Here is a 17,299-nt window from a genome sequence, read left to right as displayed (position 1 = left end):
CAGCTCACAGCCCCACGCGGCCGGTGCGGTTGATCAGCACGTCGAGCATCTCGTCGATCGCGGTGACCAGGCGGCCGGCGGCCGAGTAGGCGTGCTGGAAGGACAGCATGTTGGTCATCTCCTCGTCGAGGTTCACCCCGGCCACGGACTCCCGGGCGGCGTCGACCTGCCCGGTGATCACCGACTGGATGCCGAGGTTGCGCTGGGAGACCGCCGACTGGACGCCGAGCTCGACGATCATGCGGCGGTACCGGGTGTCCGGCGACCCGACGCCGCTGCCCAGCTGGGCGAGCGCGTCGGCGTTGCCGTGGTCGAGGTTCGGCGTCCCGGGCCCGATCGAGGAGGCCGCGATCTTCTCCGGCTCGGTGAGCACGACGGTGATCGACGCCGCGGTGATCGGCCCGCCCGAGGAGCCGAGCAGCGGACCGCCCGCGACGCCACCCAGGTCGAAGCCCGCGGCGTGCGCCGTGTTCAGCGTGGTGGCCAGGTCGGCGGCGACGCCGTCCAGCTCCGCGCGGTAGGTGGGGAGGACCGAGTTCAGCGAGTGCAGCTGGCCGCCGGCGGTGCCCCCGACGGTGACCGGCAGCGCGCCGGTGGCGGTCACGATCCGCGGCGGGTCGCCGGCCGTGGCGGTCGGGTCGATCGTGCCGGCCACGGCGAGCTTGGAGGCCTGGCCGCCGGCGACCAGCGTGACGCTCCCGACGATGACGTCCACGACGCCACCGTTCCGCGGCACCACCGAGACCCCGACCTGGTCGGCGAGCTTCATGACCAGCGCGTCCCGCTGGTCGGTGAGGTCGTTGGCCGGCAGCCCGCTCTGCGACGCGCGCAGGATGGCGGTGTTGAGCTTGGCGATCGTCTCGGCCGCCGCGTTGACGTCGTCCACCAGGACGCCGAGGTTCTCGCGGGTCTGCTCCCACTGCCCGTCGAGCTGGGCACGGCTGAAGTGCAGGCCGCCGACGAGCGTCTCCAGCCGCTTGAGCACCTGACCGCGGGCGGCCGGGTCCTCCGGCTTGTTGGCGACGTCCTGCCAGCCGCGCCACATGTCGGACATGAGGTTCTGCAGGCCGGTCGTCCCGGGCTCGCGGAAGGACTGCTCGACGAGCTCGTAGGCGTCGGTCTCCGCGACGAGACGGGCGCTGTTGGCGTGCTCGGTGTGCCCGCGGCCCTCCAGGAAGGCGTCCCGGATGCGCGTCACCTCGTCGGCGTTGACCCCGCCGCCGATGCCGGACCCGGTGGAGTAGAACGCCGGGACGGCGCTGCCGCCGATCGCCCGCATGTCGACCCGCTGGCGGGAGTACCCCTCGGTGTTGACGTTGGAGATGTTCTGGCCGGTCACGTCGAGCGCCCGGCGCTGCGCCCAGAGGGACGTGGTGGCGGTGTTGAGGCCGCTGAAGGTGCTCACGTCAGAGTGCTCCGTCCAGGGTGACGGCGCGGTGCGTGCCGTCGGAGTGCCGGCCGGTGGCGCCGTACGTGCCGGCCGAGGGCGCCCGCGTCCGCATGAGCGCGTCGCCGATCGCGTTCAGGCCGCCCTCGATCAGGTCGCGGTTGGCGTCGGACAGGCTGCGCAGGTCGGTGATCAGCACCAGCAGCGCCTCGTGGTGCTGGGCGAGCAGGTCGTTCCACGGCGTGGGGGCCACGTCGGCCACCTGCCGGAGCGAGGGGTTGGCGGCCAGGCCCAGCGAGACCGCGATGGCCTCGGTGGCCGCGGAGCGCTCCACCTCCAGGGTGCGCAGCTGGTCGAGCACGACCTCGATCTCGTGCGCGATCCGCGCCAGCCAGCGGGTCTTGCCGGTGAGGATCAGGTACTGCTTCTCCTCGGCCTTGAACAGCAGCAGGTCCAGGAGCTCCTGCTCTCGCCACAGCAACGTCGACAGGTGCTGGTAGTCCACTCCGTCCACCGCCTTCCGTCGTCTCGCAGGTCGTCGCCCGCGGTCGTTCCCGGTCCCGTCTCGGGGCCTGGGGCACGTCCGCCGTCGAGAGCAGCCATCGGCACCCGATCGAGGGGGGTTGAGCCGAAGCGCGGAACTGGGGCTCAAGTCCGGCGGGATTCCTGTCGAACGGTGGTGCCGACTCCGCCTCCGCCCGCCGAGAGATACGGACGTGACCCCAGTCCGCGCCCTCGCCCCCGAGCGTTCCCTGCGTGATCGGACCGCGCACGACCGGCCGCTGCGCGAACGGCCCCAGAACGGCCGGGTGCCGAACCCGGTCAAGGGGCGCGCACCGCACGAGGTGGACGCGCTCGTGACCGAACACCTCCCGCTCGCCGCGTTCGCCGTCAACGCGGTGGCCTCGCGCATCTCGCTGCCGAGCCACGTGAGCCGCGAGGACCTGCTGTCCTGCGCGCACGTCGCCCTGGTGGAGGTCGCCCGGCGCTTCGACCCGACCGCAGGCGCGTCGTTCGCCACCTACGCCCTCGCCCGCCTGCAGGGCGCGGTCCTGGACGAGCTGCGCTCCGGTGACTGGGCGAGCCGTTCGGTGCGGGCCGCGGCCCGGCGGACCGATGCCGCGGCCGACGCCCTGACGATCAGCCTGGGCCGGCCCCCGACCCGCGAGGAGCTGGCCGCGAGCCTGGGCATCGCGCGCAGCGAGCTCGAGCACCTGCAGGTCGACGTCCACCGCGCCGTCATGGTCAGCATCGACGCCGAGACCGGCCCCGACGGGACGAGCCTGGACCTGCCCGACACCGGGGAGTCCCCGGAGCGCGCGCTCCTGCGCGGCGAGCGGGCCCGCCACCTGCACGGGGCGATCCGGGCACTGCCCGACCGGCTCGACGAGGTCATCGAGCGCAATTTCTTCGGTGATGAATCACTGACGGACATCGCCGAGGACCTCGGCGTCACGCTGTCCCGCGTCTCGCAGATGCGCGCCCGGGCCCTGACCCTGCTGCACGCCGCGATGAGCGAGGTGTGGGAGGGCAAGGCGGTGGCGCCGGACGGCGGCGTCCGGGCCCGCAACCAGCAGCTCGCCTACGTCGCCCGGGTCGCCGGCGGCGGCGGCGCACCGCTCCCCCGGCAGCGCACCGACTGGCCCTCCGCCCGCTCCGGCGCGGCCCGGACCGCCTGATCCGAACGGGGCAGGAAAAACCATCGCACTCGGCTCAAGAGGGGTCGGCCCGCAGCCGATGACCTAACTCGTACGGCCCGCAGCACGGATGCAGCGGGAGACAGAGAAAGACCCCAGTCCAAGGAGGATCATCATGGGTCTGCGCATCAACCAGAACATCGCGGCGCTCAACGCTCACCGCAACCTGTCCATCACCGATGGCCAGATGAACAAGTCGCTGGAGAAGCTCTCCTCGGGTTTCCGGATCAACCGCGCCGCCGACGACGCGGCCGGCCTGGCGATCTCCGAGGGCCTGCGCTCGCAGGTCGGTGGCCTCAAGGTCGCCGTCCGCAACGCGCAGGACGGCGTCTCCGTCGTGCAGACGGCGGAAGGTGCCCTCACCGAGGTGCACTCGATCCTGCAGCGCGTCCGTGACCTGACCGTCCAGGCGGGTAACAGCGGCGTCGTCGACGACAAGGCCCGCGGCTACATCGCGAAGGAGGTCACCGAGCTCGCCGGCGCGCTGACCGACATCGCCAGCCGGACCGACTTCAACGGCACCAAGCTCCTGAACGGCAGCGCATCCAGCCTGACCTTCCAGACCGGTGCCAACGGCGGCGAGACGGTCAGCGTCAGCCTGAGCAACGTCACCACGGTGGCGGCGGCGGTCACGGGTGTGGCCACCAACATGGCGGCCACGGGCACCTACAGCGCCTCGGCCGACCTGTCGACCCTCGACACCCAGATCAAGACGGTGTCGGAGTCGCGCGCCACCCTCGGTGCCTCGCAGAACCGCTTCGAGAGCACCATCAACTCGCTCAACGTCTCGATCGAGAACCTGAGCGCGTCGGAGAGCCGGGTCCGCGACGCCGACATGGCGCAGGAGATGGTCGGGTTCACCCGCGCCCAGATCCTGAGCCAGGCCGGTACCGCGATGCTCGCGCAGGCCAACCAGGCCTCGCAGGGCGTCCTGTCGCTGCTCCGCTGATCGACGATCAGCTGAGCAGCTGAGGTCGCAGACCCTCAGCACCACCCCGGGTGAGGGGGGAGGCCTCCGTGCCTCCCCCCTCGCTCGCTTACCCCCCGCATCCCGTCGACCCAGGAGCCAGTGGCATGACGATGAGCATCAACACCGGCCTGGTGTCCGGGATCGACACCGGCACGATGATCACCCAGCTCCTGCAGCTGGAGGCGCAGCAGCAGAACTCGCTGAAGACCCGGCTGTCGACGACCGAGGTCACCGCGAGCGCCTACCGCACCGTCAACAGCGCCCTCTCGGCCCTGGCGACCACCGCGGAGTCGCTGCTCAAGCCCGAGACGTGGACGACCACCAAGGGCACCAGCACGGCGAGCAGCGTGGCCGTCACGACGGCGTCCTACGCCACGCCGAGCTCCCTCACCTTCTCCGTCGCCTCCGTGGCGACGACCGCCTCGAGCGTCAGCGCCGGCCGCTGGACGAGCACGACCACCGCGGCCAACCTGAGCAGCCTGGAGATCCTGAGCGCCGACGGCACCGTCAGCAAGGGCACGATCGCCCTCGACGGCACCGAGTCCCTGGAGCAGGCGGCGGCCAAGATCAACGCCGACACCGCTCTCGGTCTCAAGGCCTCCGCGGTGCAGGTCGCCCCCGGCCAGTTCGCCCTGCAGGTCAGCGCGGGCAGCTCCGGTGCGGCGGCCGGGTTCCGGGTAGCCGGCACGGCCTTCTCCCAGACCAGCACCGGCCAGGACGCCGAGCTCCTGATCGGCGGGACCGACGCGGGGACGACCGGCTACTCGATCCGCTCGGCGACCAACACGTTCGAAGGCGTCCTCACCGGCACCACGATCACGGTCAGCAAGGCCGAGCCCGCTCCGGTGACGGTGTCCGTGGCCGCGGACCCCGACGCCGTGGCCGCCAAGGTGTCCGGGCTGGTCGACGCGGTGAACAACGCGATCTCGACCATCAAGACGTACACCGACAACACGCCGGGCAGCAAGGCGGCGCTGCGCGGCGAGTACGCCGTGACCTCGATCGCCGGCCAGCTGCTGCAGGCGGTCACCGACGCGGTCGGCACGGACGGCTCGCCGGCCCAGGCCGGGTTCCAGTCCACCCGCGACGGCCGGATCACCTTCGACAAGGAGAAGTTCGCCGCCGCCCTGAAGGCCACCCCCGACCTGGCTCAGCGGCTGGTGGCCGGCTCCGGTGTGGCCGGGGAGCCCGGCGCCGTGACCGGTCTCGGTGCGCGCGTGCGCGAGGTCGCCAAGGCCGCCTCCGACAGCGCGACCGGCAGCCTGATCAGCATGGCCCAGGGCCAGGACTCCCTCGCCCGCGACATCAAGGACCGGATCGCCGACTGGGATCTGCGGCTGGCCGCGCGCAAGGTGACGCTCACCCGCCAGTTCACCGCCATGGAGACCGCGCTGAGCTCGCTGACCAACCAGTCCAACTGGCTGGCCGGTCAGCTCGGCTCACTGCCCAAGGCCTGACGTCCCCCGCCCGACCGTTCGACTCTTCGCTTCAGGAGTTCTCCCCGATGAGTGCCGCTTCGCTCCGCGCCCGCTACCTCGGTGACGCCGTCGCCACCGCCTCACCGCAGCAGGTGCTGGTCATGCTGTACGACCGGCTCACCCTCGACCTCGAGCGGGCGCAGCTGGCCGTCGCCGAGGGGAACCGCGCGCGCGCCAACGAGGAGCTCCAGCACGCCCAGGCGATCGTCCTGGAGCTGCTGTCCAGCCTCCAGGTCGACCTGTGGGAGGGCGGCCCGCGTCTGGCCGCGCTCTACAACTGGCTGCTCAACGAGCTCGTCCAGGCCAACCTCAAGTTCGACACCAACCGCATCGCCTCGTGCCGGGCGGTCGTCGAGCCGCTGCGCGACGCGTGGCGGCAGGCCGCCGCGTCCCTGGCCGGCGTTCCGTCATGACCGTGAGCCCCGTCGGCGGCTCGGCCACCGCGGGCTTCGGACAGAGCCCGTACACGCCGGCCGGGAAGTCGTCCGGCTCCGGCGGCACCGGCGGACGGGGCGACCGCAAGCAGCCCGCCGACTGGCACGAGGCGCTCACCCAGCTCGAGGGCGACGTCCTCGACGCCCACGAGAGCCTGGCCCGGGGCCGGGCCGAGGAGATCGCGGCGTGGGGCCGGCGCAGCACCGACTGGGTCCCGCCCACGGGGCTGGGCCCCCTCCCCGACGACCTGCGGGAGCGCGCCGCCCGGCTGCTGCAGCACCAGCTGGCGGTCGCCGAGGCGCTCGTCGAGCGGATCACGCAGTCCCAGAAGCAGCGCGACGTCGCCGCGCGCATGTCCTACGGCCCCGATCGACCGGTGGCCTCGTTCATCGACCGGGGGCTCTGACCCGCCGGTCCGGCCCCCGCCGGGCGCTCCGGCTGCCCGTCCGGTGCCCGGACTGCCGATGACAGAGGAGCGCTCACCGGCCCCGTACCGGGGCGGCGCCCCGCACGGCGGGTGCCGACAGCAGCCACGACCAGAAGGATCTCCCATGCGCGTCCTCCTCACGCACGCGATCGGCCAAGGCTCGACCTACTACCGCATCGAGGAACCCGCCCGCGCGGTGCAGGCCGCCGCGCTCGGGATCGAGGTCGCGGTCGCCCGCGGCATCACCACCACGATGCACCCGGCCCACCAGGACGGGCCGCTGGAGGTGACCGACGCCGATGCCCAGGGCGCGGACGTCGTGGTCATCCAGCTGCCCAAGACCCCCGACATGCTGCAGACCCAGCGCGTCCTCCAGCGGCAGGGCGTGGCCGTCGTCGTCGAGCTGGACGACCTGCTCTCCGGCGTCCCCTTCGGCCACATGGGGCACGACGCCCTGGTGCGCGGGCGCGCCAGCGACATCGCGACCGAGGCCGCCCGCGAGGCCGATTTCGTCACCACGTCGACGCCGGCGCTGCTCCGGGAGTACGCCCGGCACGGCCGCGGGGCGGTCATCGAGAACGCCGTCCCCCGGCGGACCGCGGAGCTGCCGCCGGCCTACGAGCGCACCCCGGACGTGGTGACCATCGGCTGGACCGGCAACGTCCACGGGCACCCCTACGACCTCCAGGAGATGGGGTCGGGGCTCCAGCAGGCGCTGGACCGCACCGCCCCGCGCAGCCGGCTGATGGTCCTCGGCCAGAAGTGGGACCTGCGGGAGCGCCTCGGCCTGCCGCAGGAGCCCGACGAGGTGCCCTGGGTGATGGACGTCGACGGTTACGTCGCGCGGCTGGGCGAGCTGTTCGACATCGGGATCGCCCCGCTGCGGGTGGACCGGTTCAACACCGCCAAGAGCTGGCTGAAGCCGCTCGAGTACTCGGCCCGCGGCGTGTACTCCGTCCGGGCGCGGACCGACGAGTACGAGCGGCTCGGGCTCGGCATGCCGGCCCGTTCCCCCAAGGACTGGGCGAAGTGGCTCGTCCTCGGGGTGCAGGACGCCGACCGGCGGCGCGAGATCGCGGCCGCGGCGCACCAGCGGGTCCTGACCCGGCACCTGACCGAGCACACCGCGGAGCGCTGGGCGGCCGCCTGGCGGGCCGCGCGGGACAACCGCACCCGCGCCGCCGGCACCGGTCGGCTGGCCACCGCCGGACGCTGATCGCCCCGTTCCACCGAAACGCCCCGTCGCCGGATCCCGGCGGCGGGGCGTTCGTGCTGTTCCGGGGTGGATCCGGCCGCTGGGGGCCCGATTCCCACGGAAGGTGCCAACTCCCCCGTCCCGGTCGGCCCAGGACACGGCGAGGTCACCGCTGGTCACATCGACCACGGCCGCCCCACGCGGGCCCTGCCGCCCCTCCCGTGGCGGAACGGGGGTCAGCCGGTACGGGCCGGCTGCCGATGAAGCAACTGCACGGAGAGCACCACCTTCGCCATGGATCGGCGGCCCCGCACTCGCTCGCGAGTGTCGTCCGCGTACCCGGAGGTCGATCGTGTCCTGCTCCACCCGCCGGCGAGCCGCCCGATGATCGGCGACGTCGGCACGCCGGTCCTGAAGGCCGCGCTCGCCGGTCTCGCGCAACGGCAGCGCGTCAGCGCCGACAACATCGCGAACGTCAACACCCCCGGCTTCCTGGCCGGGCGGACCGACTTCGAGACGTCGCTGCGCAGCGCGGTCCGCAACGGGACCCGCCCGGAGATCTCGGGTGGCACCACCATGCGGTCGCTCGAGCCGACGAACACCAACGGCAACAACGTCAACCTGGATGCGGAGACCGTCATCGCCACCGAGACCGGCCTGCGCTACCAGCTGGCGCTCAACGCGCTCGACGGGAAGTACAACTCGATCCGCACGGCCCTGAGGACCTCCTGACCATGAGCACCTTCCAGGCACTGGGCATCTCGCAGTCCGGGCTGATGACGCACCGGAAGTGGCTCGATGCCGCGGCCGACAACATCGCCAACATCAACACGGTGCGGCGCACCGACGAGGACGCCTTCCAGGCGCGGCTCGTCGTCGCCCAGGCCGTGGACTACGGCAGCGGCGAGGGCGGCGTGCGCGTGGCCCGTGCCGAGTTCGGCGACCCCGAGGGCCGGCTGGTCTACCAGCCCGACCACCCGCTGGCCGACGGCGAGGGCTACGTGAAGTACCCCGACATCGACCTCGGTGACCAGATGACCGCCATGATGATGGCGCAGCGCGGCTACCAGGCCAACCTCGCCGTGGTCGAGCGGGCCACCAACGCCTACCAGGCGGCGCTCCAGCTCGGTAAGCACTGATGACCGCCCCGCTCGGCGGCATCCCCCCGGTCGGGATGGGCGCCGTCACCGGCGTCGCCGGCAGCACCCGCGGCACGCCCGCGACGGAGGGCGCGGACGGCTTCGCCGCCGTCCTCGCCGCCTCCTTCGACAAGCTCCAGGCCACCCAGAACGTGACGGCCGAGCTGGGCGTGCAGGCCGCCACCGGCGACCTCAAGGACGTGCACGACTACATGATCGCCTCGGCTGAGTCCGGCGTGGCGACCGAGATGGTCGTGACCATCAAGAACCAGGCCGTCGCGGCCTTCACCGAGATCATGAGGATGCAGATCTGATGACGTCGGCACTCGCCGGGACGCTGGAGCGTGCCCGCTCCACGTTCGACACGGTCGGCCTCGGGCAGAAGGTCGTCATCGGCCTGCTGCTGGTCGGGCTGACCCTCGGCGGGTTCGTCTTCTACAGCTGGATCACCGCCCCCACCCAGGCGCCGCTGTTCACCAACCTCGCGACCAGCGACGCCGCGGCGATCGTCGACGAGCTCGACGCCGCGGGCGTGGCCAACGAGGTGACCGACGGCGGCGGCACGATCCTGGTCGACAAGGACTCGGTCTACGACCTGCGCCTGGACATGAGCGCCAAGGGGCTGCCCGCCGGGCAGGACACCGGGTACGCACTCCTCGACGAGCAGGGCATCACCACCAGCGAGTTCCAGCAGCAGGTGACCTACCAGCGGGCGCTGGAGGGCGAGCTGGCCAACACCCTGGAGTCGCTGGACGGCGTCGGCCAGGCGACGGTGCACATCACGCCCGCCGGCGACGAGGTCTTCGTGACCGAGAAGTCCGAGCCCACCGCGTCGGTGCTGCTGCAGCTCGCGCCCGGCACCTCGCTGTCCGGCGAGCAGATCATGGCGGTCACCAACCTGGTGGCCTCCAGCGTCAAGGACATGACCCCCGACCAGGTGACCGTGGCCGACTCCACCGGCCAGGTGCTCTCCGCCCCCGGCACCGGTGTGACCGCGGCGGCCGGCGACGCCCGCGCCCAGGTCGAGACCGACTACGAGGCCCGCCTGTCGGCCAACGCGCAGAAGATCCTCGACTCCGTGGTGGGTCCGGGGCGCTCCGTCGTGTCGGTGCGCGCCGACGCCGACCTCGCCGAGCGCGAGACGACCTCGGAGACCTACACCTACGACCAGGGCGTCCCGCCGGTCTCCGAGCAGCGCGACGTCGAGGAGTACACCGGCGGCGGCGCCCCGGTGGGCGGCATCCTCGGGCCGGAGAACATGCCGGACGCCGCGGAGAACGCGGGTGGCGCCGAGTCGAACTACTCCAAGGAGTCGACGACCACCAACAACGCCGTCGGCAAGACCACCACCGTCGAGCAGGGCGCCCCGGGCGGGCTGAACCGGCTGACCGTCTCGGTGGTCATGGACGACGCCGTCGCCGGCAACCTCAACCAGCAGCAGATGCGCGACCTCATGATCACCGCCGTCGGCCTGGACGAGGCCCGCGGCGACGACATCACGGTCGCCTCGCTGCCCTTCGACACCACGGCCGCCGACGCCGCCGCCGCCGCGATGGAGGCCGCCCGCGAGGCGGAGGCCGGCGAGCAGATGTGGTCGATGATCCGCACCGGTGGCATCGCGGCCGGGATCGCGCTGGTCGTCCTCGTCGTCTGGCTGCGCTCGCGCCGCCGGGAGGAGGTCGAGGAGGACTACGAGCCGCTGGAGCTCGACGACGACATGCTCGCCGAGCTGGACCGCCTGCGCGTGGCCAGCACCCGGCAGGAGGTCCAGATCGACAACGCCGCCCTCGAGCTCGAGGCGGCCGAGCGGGCGAAGGTCCGGGGGGAGATCTCCTCGATGGTCAGCGAGCGTCCCGACGAGGTCGCGGCCATGCTGCGCGGCTGGCTCAGCGAGACCAAGTCGTGAGCGAGCTTGCGAGCTCACGCATGAGCACAGCACCCACGGGCATGCGGGCACCGAGCGCCAGCGAGGTGGCGGCATGACCCTGGCGAGCATCCCCACCGCGCCCGGCGCGGTCGTGGCCACCCCCCCGCGGCCCGAGCTGCCCGGCCTCCGCAAGGCCGCCGTCTTCCTCGCCCAGATGAGCAAGGAGGAGGCCGGCGTGCTGCTGGCGCAGCTGCGCCCGCGCGAGGTCGAGGCGCTCACCCGCGAGCTCATGAAGCTCGGCTCGGTGGAGCTCGACGACGTCGACGGCGTCATGCGCGAGTTCCACAGCCTGATGACCGCCCAGCAGTTCGTCGGCCGCGGCGGCGTCGAGTTCGCCCGCGAGATCCTCGCCGCGGGCCTCGGCCAGGACAAGGCCGAGGGCATCCTGTCCCGGCTGAACGTCGTCTACACCGAGGTGCCGTTCGCGTCTCTCCGGAACGCCGACGTCCGCCAGCTGGTCACCTTCCTCAAGGACGAGCACCCGCAGGTCATCGCGCTGGTGCTCGCGCACCTGACGGCCGCCCAGTCCGCGGAGGTGCTCTCCGGCTTCGCCCCCGAGCAGCAGGCCGAGGTCGCGCACCGCATCGCCACCATGGACCGCACCTCCCCCGAGATGGTGCGGCTGGTGGAGGAGGAGCTGGGTCGCCGGATGGGCTCGATCCTCGCCCACCAGGACATGACCACCGTCGGCGGTGTCGAGACCCTCGTCGAGATCATCAACCGCTCCCCCCGGCCGACCGAGCGCTCCATCCTCGAGTGGCTCGACAGCAGCGACCCCGAGCTCGCCGAGCAGGTGCGCGCGCAGATGTTCGTCTTCGAGGACATCGTCACCATCGACGACCGCTCCCTCCAGCTGGTGCTGCGCGAGGTGGAGGCCAACGACCTGGCCACCGCGCTCAAGGGCGTGCGGCCCGACGTGCAGGACAAGATCCGCCGCAACCTGTCCGAGCGCGCCGCCGAGAACCTGGCCGAGGAGATCGAGCTGCTCGGCCCGGTGCGCACGCGCACCGTCGAGGAGGCGCAGGCCAAGGTGGTCGCGGTCATCCGCACCCTCGAGGAGCAGGGCGTGCTGACCATCAACCGAGGCGGGGACGATGACTTCGTCGCGTGAGGGTGCGGTCCTGCGCGGCGGTTCCGCCGCGCGGGCCCGCCCCTACCGCGAGGTGCTCGCCGAGCGCGCCGCGGCGGCCCCCGGCGACACCACCACCGTGCCCGCACCGGCACCGGCGACCGCACCGGCGGTCCCCGTCGCCCGCACCGCCGCGGACGCGCTGGTCGCGCCGGCCGCCGAGCCGCCCCCCGCCACCCCGGTCGCGTACACCCCCTCCCCGGTCGAGCGCCGGAGCACGGTGCGACGGGCCGGTGACCAGCCGGTCGCGGGCGGCAAGCCGACCTACCGCCTCGGCGACGTCTACGCCGAGGAGCTGGCCCGGCTGCGGGCGCAGGCCCACGCCGAGGGCTACGCCGCCGGCCACGCCGAGGGCCTGCTGGCCGCGGCGTCCGTCGTCGCCGGGGTCGAGCGGGACGCCCAGGAGCGGCTGGCCGAGGTGCAGGCGCGCTGGGAGCGCCGCCTGGTGTCGGCCGCCGCCGCCCTGGGGGCCGCCTCGCGGCACCTGGAGGAGAGCGTGCGGCCGGTCGCCGACGACATCCGCGACTCGCTCATCGGTACGGCGCTGACCCTGGTGGAGGACATCCTCGGCCGGGAGCTCTCGCTGGCCGCCGACCCGGCGATGGACGCCGTCCGCCGCGCGCTGAGCTTCGTCCCGGCCGACGCCCCCGCCGTCGTGCGGCTGCACCCCGACGACCTCGCCGAGGTCCCGGCCGAGGCGCTCGCGGAGCTGCCCGGCAGCGTGCGCGTCGTCGCCGACCCCACCGTGGAGCGGGCCGGCGCGGTCGCCGAGTCCGGGCCCCGGCGGATCGACGCCCAGCTGGGGACGGCGCTGGCCCGGGTGCAGGCGGTCCTCAGCTCGTGACCCTCTCCCCCACCATCCTCGAGCGCGCCCGCGCCGCCGCCCGCCCGCAGGTGACCGGCGTCGTGACCGGCGCGATGGGCCTGACCATGAGCGTCGACGGCGTCAGCGCGGCGGTGGGCGACCTCGTCGAGGTGAACCCGACCGGCACGCCGCTGCTCGCCGAGGTGGTCGCCGTCGGCCGCGACCGGCTGACCTGCATGCCGCTCGGTGCCTTGTCCGGCGTGCACGCCGGCGCCCCGGTGCGCGCCACCGGCCGCCCGCTGCAGGTGCCGGTGGGCCAGGCGCTGCTGGGCCGGGTGCTCGACGGCCTGGGCCGCCCGGTCGACGGCGGCCCGCCGCTGGGCAGCCGCGTCTCGTGGGTGGACCTCGCGACCGAGACCCCGCACGCGCTCTCCCGCACCCGCGTGGAGGAGCCCCTCACCTTCGGCGTCCGCGCGCTGGACACCCTGGTGCCCTGCGGCAAGGGCCAGCGCCTGGGCATCTTCGCCGGCTCCGGCGTCGGCAAGTCCAGCCTGCTCGCGCAGATCACCCGCGGCACCGACGCCGACGTCCGCGTCATCGGGCTGATCGGTGAGCGTGGCCGGGAGGTGCGCGAGTTCATCGAGGAGAACCTCGGCGCGGAGGGGATGGCGCGCACCGTCGTCGTCGTCGCCACCTCCGACGAGCCTCCGCTGGTGCGGCTCAAGGCCGCGTTCGTCGCCACCCGCATCGCCGAGGCCTTCCGCGACGAGGGCCGCGACGTGCTGCTGCTCATGGACTCGATCACCCGGACCGCCATGGCGCAGCGCGAGGTCGGCCTCTCCGCCGGGGAACCGCCGGCGACCCGCGGCTACCCGCCGAGCGTCTTCGCGATGATGCCGCAGCTGCTGGAGAAGGCCGGCACCGGCTCGACCGGCTCCATCACCGGCCTGTACACGGTCCTCGTCGAGGGCGACGACCACAACGAGCCGATCGCCGACACCGCCCGCTCGATCCTCGACGGGCACATCGTGCTCACCCGGAAGCTCGCGACCACCGGGCACTTCCCCGCCATCGACGTGCTCGAGTCGATCTCCCGCGTCGCCGGTGCGGTCGTGCCGCCGGCGCAGATGGCCGACGCCCGGGAGATCCGCCGGCTCATGGGCGCGTTGCGCGACGTCCGCGAGCTGATCGAGATCGGCGCCTACCAGGCCGGCAGCGACCCGCTGGTCGACCGGGCCCGCCAGCTGGCCCCCGGCATCGACGCGTTCCTCCAGCAGCCGCTGGGTGAGTCGACGTCGCCGGCCGAGGCGTGGGCGTGGCTGCAGCGGATCGTGAGGGGCGGGTGAAGCGCGCCGCCTTCCGGCTGCAGCCGGTGCTCGAGCTGCGCCGCACCGAGGAGCGCGCCGCCGCCGCCGCGGCCGCCGCCGCGGCCGGTGCCGCCGCCGACGCCGCCCGGCGGGCCACCGAGTACGAGACCACCCTGTCGCAGGCGGTCCTGCCGCCGTCGCTGCCGGCCGGCTCCTTCGTGGCCGCCATGGTGCTCCTGCGCACCGCGGCCACCGACGCCGCCGACGCGCGCGCCCTGGCGATCGCCTCGGCCGAGCAGGCCGACGCGGTGCGGGAGCAGTGGACCGCGGCCGCGCAGCGGACCAAGGCGCTGGAGCGGCTGGCCGAGCGGCACCGCCTGGCGCTGCAGCAGGCTGCCGATAAGGCAGAGGAACGCGCGATCGACGACCTGGTGACCGGCCGGGCCGCACGCACCGGCACCGACGACGGGGAGGCGACGTGGACGGCGTGAGCGCCATCCAGGCGCGGATCACCGAGATCCACACCCGGTTCCAGCCGCAGACGGCGGCGGCCGCGTCCTCGGCCCGCTGGGCCGCCGCGGCCGGCGCCGCCGGGCTGACCGGCACGTCCTCGGCGGGGACCGCGTCGGCGTCCGCGGGCACCGCCTCGGAGAGCGCCGTGGTCAGCGAGGCGCAGAAGTACCTGGGCGTCCCCTACCTGTGGGGCGGCACCGACCCGGCCAAGGGCCTGGACTGCTCCGGCTTCACCAAGCTGGTCTTCGGCAACCTGGGCATCGAGCTGCCGCGCACGTCCTCGCAGCAGGCGACCGCCGGCAAGGCCGTCGCCTCGCTCGACGCCGCGCGCCCCGGTGACCTGGTCTTCTTCGACCACTCCTCCGCCCGCGCGGGGATCGACCACGTGGGCATCTACATCGGCAACGGGCAGATGGTCGCCGCACCGCAGGCCGGCGAGACGGTCAAGGTGCAGGCGGTCGGTAACCCCTCGGTCATCCGCCGGGTCCTCCCCGAGCAGGCCGCCGCGACCGCCGCGCCGGCGGCCGGCGCCGCGCTGGCCGGGGTGCCCTACGCCGACCTCTTCACCCGCGCGGCCAGCCGGCACGGGGTCGACGCCTCCCTGCTCGCCGCGGTCGCGAAGCAGGAGTCCGGGTTCAACCCCTCCGCCGTCTCCCCCGCCGGCGCCCAGGGGCTCATGCAGTTCATGCCGGCCACCGCGCGCGGGCTCGGTGTGAACGCGATGGACCCCGGCTCGGCGATCGACGGGGCCGCGCAGTACCTCAGCAGCCTCACCCGGCAGTTCGGCTCGACCCAGCTGGGCCTGGCGGCCTACAACGCCGGCCCCGGCACCGTGAGCCGGTACGGGGGCATCCCGCCCTACCCCGAGACCCAGAACTACGTCCGTTCCGTGATGAGCGCGGCGGAGGCCTACCGGTGACCGAGCTCGCGAGGTCAGCGGACGACAGGGCGCCGTCGGTCACCCGACCGACGAGCGCCGGCGAGGAGACATCGTGACCGCTCCCGTGAGCGTCGCCGCCCCGGCGGCGCGCGCCACCTCCGCCGCGGCCTCGCCGGGCGGGTCCGGCGAGAGCGCCGGCCCGTTCGCCTCGGCCCTGGACGGCGCGCTGGCCGAGAGCCAGGGGCAGGTCCGCGACACCCCCGGCGGCGGCCAGGGGTCCGGCGGCAGCGCTCCCGGCGACGGCGGGGCGGCGGCCGAGGAGGCCGCGCCGGTTCCCGTCGTGGACGCCGCCGCGGCCGGCATGGCCGCAGCGCTGTGGGCCCTGGCCCTCGGGGGCGGTGCGGGACCGGCCGCCGGGACTCCCGCGACGGGGACTCCCGCGACGGGGTCTACCGCGACCACCGACGGCGCAGTGCCGGGCGCCGCGGCAGCCGGGCCCGGCGTCCCCGCTCCGGCCACCTCCGCAGCGGCGGCGCTCGCCGCCGCCGGCCCCGGCGCGGTGCCCGCCCCGGGCGCCACCGGACCGGCGGCCGGGGTCGCGGCGCCGGCCACCGCCGCGACCGGCGCGCCCGGGACCGCTCCGCCGGCCCTGCCGGCTGCGGCCGCCGGGGCAGCGGCGACCGCCGGGGACCCGACCGCCGCGGCGGCTGCGGCAACGGCTGGGATCGCGTCCGGCGCCAGCCTCCCCGTGGTTCCCGCCGCTGCCGGCCCGGCCACCGGATCGCCGGCCGACCCGGCCGGGAGCCCGGGCGCGGCCGCTCCCGTCACCCTGCCCCTGACCGTCGCCGGCGACGGCGCCGCGACACCGGACGGCGACCGGCCGGGCGGCGAGCCGGGCACCCCCGCCGGCGCGACACCTGCCCCCGACACCGCCACCGCCGACGCCCCGGTGCCCGCGGCGACGATCGGCGGCGCGGCGGTTCCCGCGCAGGTCGCGGCCGCCGCCCCCGCCGCGGCGGCCGACAGCGCGACCGGCGCGGGGGCCACCCTGCCGGTCTCCGGCCAGGTGGCCCGCCAGGTGGCGGTGCTGAGCAGCGCCGGGAACGGCTCGCACACGATGACGCTCGTCCTGAACCCCGAGCAGCTGGGCCCGGTGGAGGTCCAGGTGACCGTCGCGCCGGGTGGCCTCGACCTGCACCTGCGCGGCGGCTCCGAGCTGGGCCGGGCGGCTCTGCTCGACGCCCTCCCCGAGCTCCGCCGCGACCTGGAGGCCGCGGGCCTGAACCCGTCCCGCGTGGAGGTCGACGCGGAGGCCGGCGGCTCGTGGCTGGCGAAGCACGCGGCCGAGCAGCAGGCGCAGCAGGGGTTCGGCGACCGGACCCGGCCGGACCAGCCCGCGGACCGGTCACGGTCATGGGGTCGGCCTGCCGATAGCGGAGAGGGGCGACCGAACCCGCCCACCAACCGATCCACGTCGTCCGGCGTGGACCTGCTCGTCTGAGAAGGAGGTCGACCGATGCCGGACGCAGTGAGCGGTTCCGTCCCGAGCGGCCCCACGTACACGGCCACGCAGTCCGTGCAGCGCGGGGACCAGATGGGCAAGGACACCTTCCTCAAGCTCCTGGTGGCCCAGATGAAGTACCAGGACCCCGGCAACCCGGCGGACACGAACCAGCTGATGGCGCAGACCGCCACCTTCAGCCAGGTCGAGAAGCTGGAGGAGCTGGCGAAGCAGAACGCCTCGATGCTGGCGCTCCAGCGCTCGAGCAGCGCCGGCGCGATGGTCGGCCAGACCGTGACCTACACCGACGAGAGCGGCGCCGCGAAGACCGGCGTCGTCAGCTCGGTCCGCCTCGGCACCGACAAGGCCGAGGCGGTCGCGACGGTCGGCGGCGTCGCCGTGCCGCTCGGCCGGATCACCGACGTCGGCAAGCGCTGACCCCGACCCGCACCACCCCCCGCTGAGCCGCGCCCCAGCCGCGCCTCCCCGTCCCCAGCCCCCACCCGGAG

At 74.1% G+C, this 17,299-nt stretch carries 19 protein-coding genes; 17 read left to right on the top strand and 2 right to left on the bottom strand.

Features of this window, described 5'->3' with window-relative positions; translation table 11 throughout:
* Positions 1-4 precede the first annotated feature (4 nt).
* Together flgK and BD833_RS16205 are read right to left on the bottom strand one after the other, a co-directional pair.
* Positions 5-1,405 carry a flagellar hook-associated protein FlgK gene (flgK, locus tag BD833_RS16210; protein WP_166534166.1) on the bottom strand — a complete coding sequence of 467 codons (1,401 nt, stop codon included), beginning with the start codon at positions 1,403-1,405 and terminating at the stop codon, positions 5-7.
* 1 nt (position 1,406) lies between these two features.
* Complete coding sequence (locus BD833_RS16205) at positions 1,407-1,901, bottom strand: flagellar protein FlgN (RefSeq protein ID WP_243737715.1); 495 nt, start codon at positions 1,899-1,901, stop codon at positions 1,407-1,409.
* Positions 1,902-2,103: 202 nt separating this feature from the next.
* Between BD833_RS16205 and BD833_RS16200 the strand changes: the two genes are divergently transcribed.
* The 17 genes from BD833_RS16200 to BD833_RS16120 all read left to right on the top strand — a co-directional run bounded on the left by BD833_RS16200 (position 2,104) and on the right by BD833_RS16120 (position 17,228).
* A complete protein-coding gene (locus tag BD833_RS16200; RefSeq protein WP_166534165.1) occupies positions 2,104-3,066 on the top strand; it encodes a sigma-70 family RNA polymerase sigma factor in 963 nt (320 codons plus the stop codon).
* 133 nt (positions 3,067-3,199) lie between these two features.
* A complete protein-coding gene (locus tag BD833_RS16195) occupies positions 3,200-4,033 on the top strand; it encodes a flagellin N-terminal helical domain-containing protein (protein ID WP_166534164.1) in 834 nt (277 codons plus the stop codon).
* A 125-nt stretch (positions 4,034-4,158) separates the two neighbouring features.
* A complete protein-coding gene (fliD, locus tag BD833_RS16190) occupies positions 4,159-5,511 on the top strand; it encodes a flagellar filament capping protein FliD (protein WP_166534163.1) in 1,353 nt (450 codons plus the stop codon).
* Positions 5,512-5,558: 47 nt separating this feature from the next.
* Complete coding sequence (fliS, locus tag BD833_RS16185; protein WP_166534162.1) at positions 5,559-5,945, top strand: flagellar export chaperone FliS; 387 nt, start codon at positions 5,559-5,561, stop codon at positions 5,943-5,945.
* Positions 5,942-6,373 (top strand): hypothetical protein, encoded by a 432-nt coding sequence (locus tag BD833_RS16180; protein ID WP_166534161.1) that lies wholly within the window; start codon positions 5,942-5,944, stop codon positions 6,371-6,373. The genes fliS and BD833_RS16180 overlap by 4 nt, the downstream gene beginning before the upstream one ends.
* Positions 6,374-6,518: 145 nt before the next feature.
* The gene (locus tag BD833_RS16175) at positions 6,519-7,610 is read left to right on the top strand and encodes a glycosyltransferase family protein (RefSeq protein ID WP_166534160.1); all 1,092 of its coding nucleotides are present in this window, start codon (positions 6,519-6,521) and stop codon (positions 7,608-7,610) included.
* A 363-nt stretch (positions 7,611-7,973) separates the two neighbouring features.
* Positions 7,974-8,321, top strand: a complete 348-nt coding sequence (gene flgB / locus BD833_RS16170; RefSeq protein WP_166534159.1) for a flagellar basal body rod protein FlgB — start codon at positions 7,974-7,976, stop codon at positions 8,319-8,321.
* 2 nt (positions 8,322-8,323) lie between these two features.
* Positions 8,324-8,728: a flagellar basal body rod protein FlgC gene (locus BD833_RS16165; protein WP_166534158.1), complete on the top strand. Its 405-nt coding sequence runs from the start codon at positions 8,324-8,326 to the stop codon at positions 8,726-8,728.
* A complete protein-coding gene (gene fliE / locus BD833_RS16160) occupies positions 8,728-9,042 on the top strand; it encodes a flagellar hook-basal body complex protein FliE (protein ID WP_166534157.1) in 315 nt (104 codons plus the stop codon). Before BD833_RS16165 ends, fliE begins: the two co-directional genes overlap by 1 nt.
* Positions 9,042-10,634, top strand: coding sequence for a flagellar basal-body MS-ring/collar protein FliF (gene fliF, locus BD833_RS16155; RefSeq protein ID WP_166534156.1), 1,593 nt, complete (start codon positions 9,042-9,044; stop codon positions 10,632-10,634). Before fliE ends, fliF begins: the two co-directional genes overlap by 1 nt.
* Before the next feature lie 73 nt (positions 10,635-10,707).
* A complete protein-coding gene (gene fliG, locus BD833_RS16150) occupies positions 10,708-11,766 on the top strand; it encodes a flagellar motor switch protein FliG (protein WP_166534155.1) in 1,059 nt (352 codons plus the stop codon).
* The gene (locus tag BD833_RS16145) at positions 11,750-12,628 is read left to right on the top strand and encodes a FliH/SctL family protein (RefSeq protein ID WP_166534154.1); all 879 of its coding nucleotides are present in this window, start codon (positions 11,750-11,752) and stop codon (positions 12,626-12,628) included. Before fliG ends, BD833_RS16145 begins: the two co-directional genes overlap by 17 nt.
* Complete coding sequence (locus BD833_RS16140; protein ID WP_166534153.1) at positions 12,625-13,935, top strand: FliI/YscN family ATPase; 1,311 nt, start codon at positions 12,625-12,627, stop codon at positions 13,933-13,935. The genes BD833_RS16145 and BD833_RS16140 overlap by 4 nt, the downstream gene beginning before the upstream one ends.
* On the top strand, positions 13,905-14,387 hold the full coding sequence (locus BD833_RS16135) for a flagellar export protein FliJ (protein ID WP_243737714.1): 483 nt from the start codon (positions 13,905-13,907) through the stop codon (positions 14,385-14,387). The genes BD833_RS16140 and BD833_RS16135 overlap by 31 nt, the downstream gene beginning before the upstream one ends.
* Positions 14,375-15,328 carry a lytic transglycosylase domain-containing protein gene (locus tag BD833_RS16130; RefSeq protein WP_166534152.1) on the top strand — a complete coding sequence of 318 codons (954 nt, stop codon included), beginning with the start codon at positions 14,375-14,377 and terminating at the stop codon, positions 15,326-15,328. Before BD833_RS16135 ends, BD833_RS16130 begins: the two co-directional genes overlap by 13 nt.
* Before the next feature lie 73 nt (positions 15,329-15,401).
* Complete coding sequence (locus tag BD833_RS16125) at positions 15,402-16,790, top strand: flagellar hook-length control protein FliK (protein ID WP_166534151.1); 1,389 nt, start codon at positions 15,402-15,404, stop codon at positions 16,788-16,790.
* 15 nt (positions 16,791-16,805) lie between these two features.
* Positions 16,806-17,228: a flagellar hook assembly protein FlgD gene (locus BD833_RS16120; RefSeq protein ID WP_243737713.1), complete on the top strand. Its 423-nt coding sequence runs from the start codon at positions 16,806-16,808 to the stop codon at positions 17,226-17,228.
* The last annotated feature ends 71 nt before the right edge of the window (positions 17,229-17,299 follow it).

Origin of the sequence: Blastococcus xanthinilyticus, from assembly GCF_008124835.1 — a bacterium.
GTDB classification, from domain to species: domain Bacteria; phylum Actinomycetota; class Actinomycetes; order Mycobacteriales; family Geodermatophilaceae; genus Blastococcus; species Blastococcus xanthinilyticus.
The sequence above is the reverse complement of the archived record's forward strand: the minus strand, read 5'-3'. Positions and strand labels throughout refer to the sequence as shown.

What these genes read in the sequence shown, in the direction of transcription:
- fliD (WP_166534163.1), top strand. Translation starts at nt 4,159, where the DNA reads ATGACGATGAGCATCAACACCGGCCTGGTGTCCGGGATCGACACCGGC.
- BD833_RS16180 (WP_166534161.1), top strand. Translation starts at nt 5,942, where the DNA reads ATGACCGTGAGCCCCGTCGGCGGCTCGGCCACCGCGGGCTTCGGACAG.
- flgB (WP_166534159.1), top strand. Translation starts at nt 7,974, where the DNA reads ATGATCGGCGACGTCGGCACGCCGGTCCTGAAGGCCGCGCTCGCCGGT.
- BD833_RS16195 (WP_166534164.1), top strand. Translation starts at nt 3,200, where the DNA reads ATGGGTCTGCGCATCAACCAGAACATCGCGGCGCTCAACGCTCACCGC.
- fliF (WP_166534156.1), top strand. Translation starts at nt 9,042, where the DNA reads ATGACGTCGGCACTCGCCGGGACGCTGGAGCGTGCCCGCTCCACGTTC.
- BD833_RS16175 (WP_166534160.1), top strand. Translation starts at nt 6,519, where the DNA reads ATGCGCGTCCTCCTCACGCACGCGATCGGCCAAGGCTCGACCTACTAC.
- fliS (WP_166534162.1), top strand. Translation starts at nt 5,559, where the DNA reads ATGAGTGCCGCTTCGCTCCGCGCCCGCTACCTCGGTGACGCCGTCGCC.
- BD833_RS16145 (WP_166534154.1), top strand. Translation starts at nt 11,750, where the DNA reads ATGACTTCGTCGCGTGAGGGTGCGGTCCTGCGCGGCGGTTCCGCCGCG.
- fliE (WP_166534157.1), top strand. Translation starts at nt 8,728, where the DNA reads ATGACCGCCCCGCTCGGCGGCATCCCCCCGGTCGGGATGGGCGCCGTC.
- BD833_RS16120 (WP_243737713.1), top strand. Translation starts at nt 16,806, where the DNA reads ATGCCGGACGCAGTGAGCGGTTCCGTCCCGAGCGGCCCCACGTACACG.
- fliG (WP_166534155.1), top strand. Translation starts at nt 10,708, where the DNA reads ATGACCCTGGCGAGCATCCCCACCGCGCCCGGCGCGGTCGTGGCCACC.
- BD833_RS16165 (WP_166534158.1), top strand. Translation starts at nt 8,324, where the DNA reads ATGAGCACCTTCCAGGCACTGGGCATCTCGCAGTCCGGGCTGATGACG.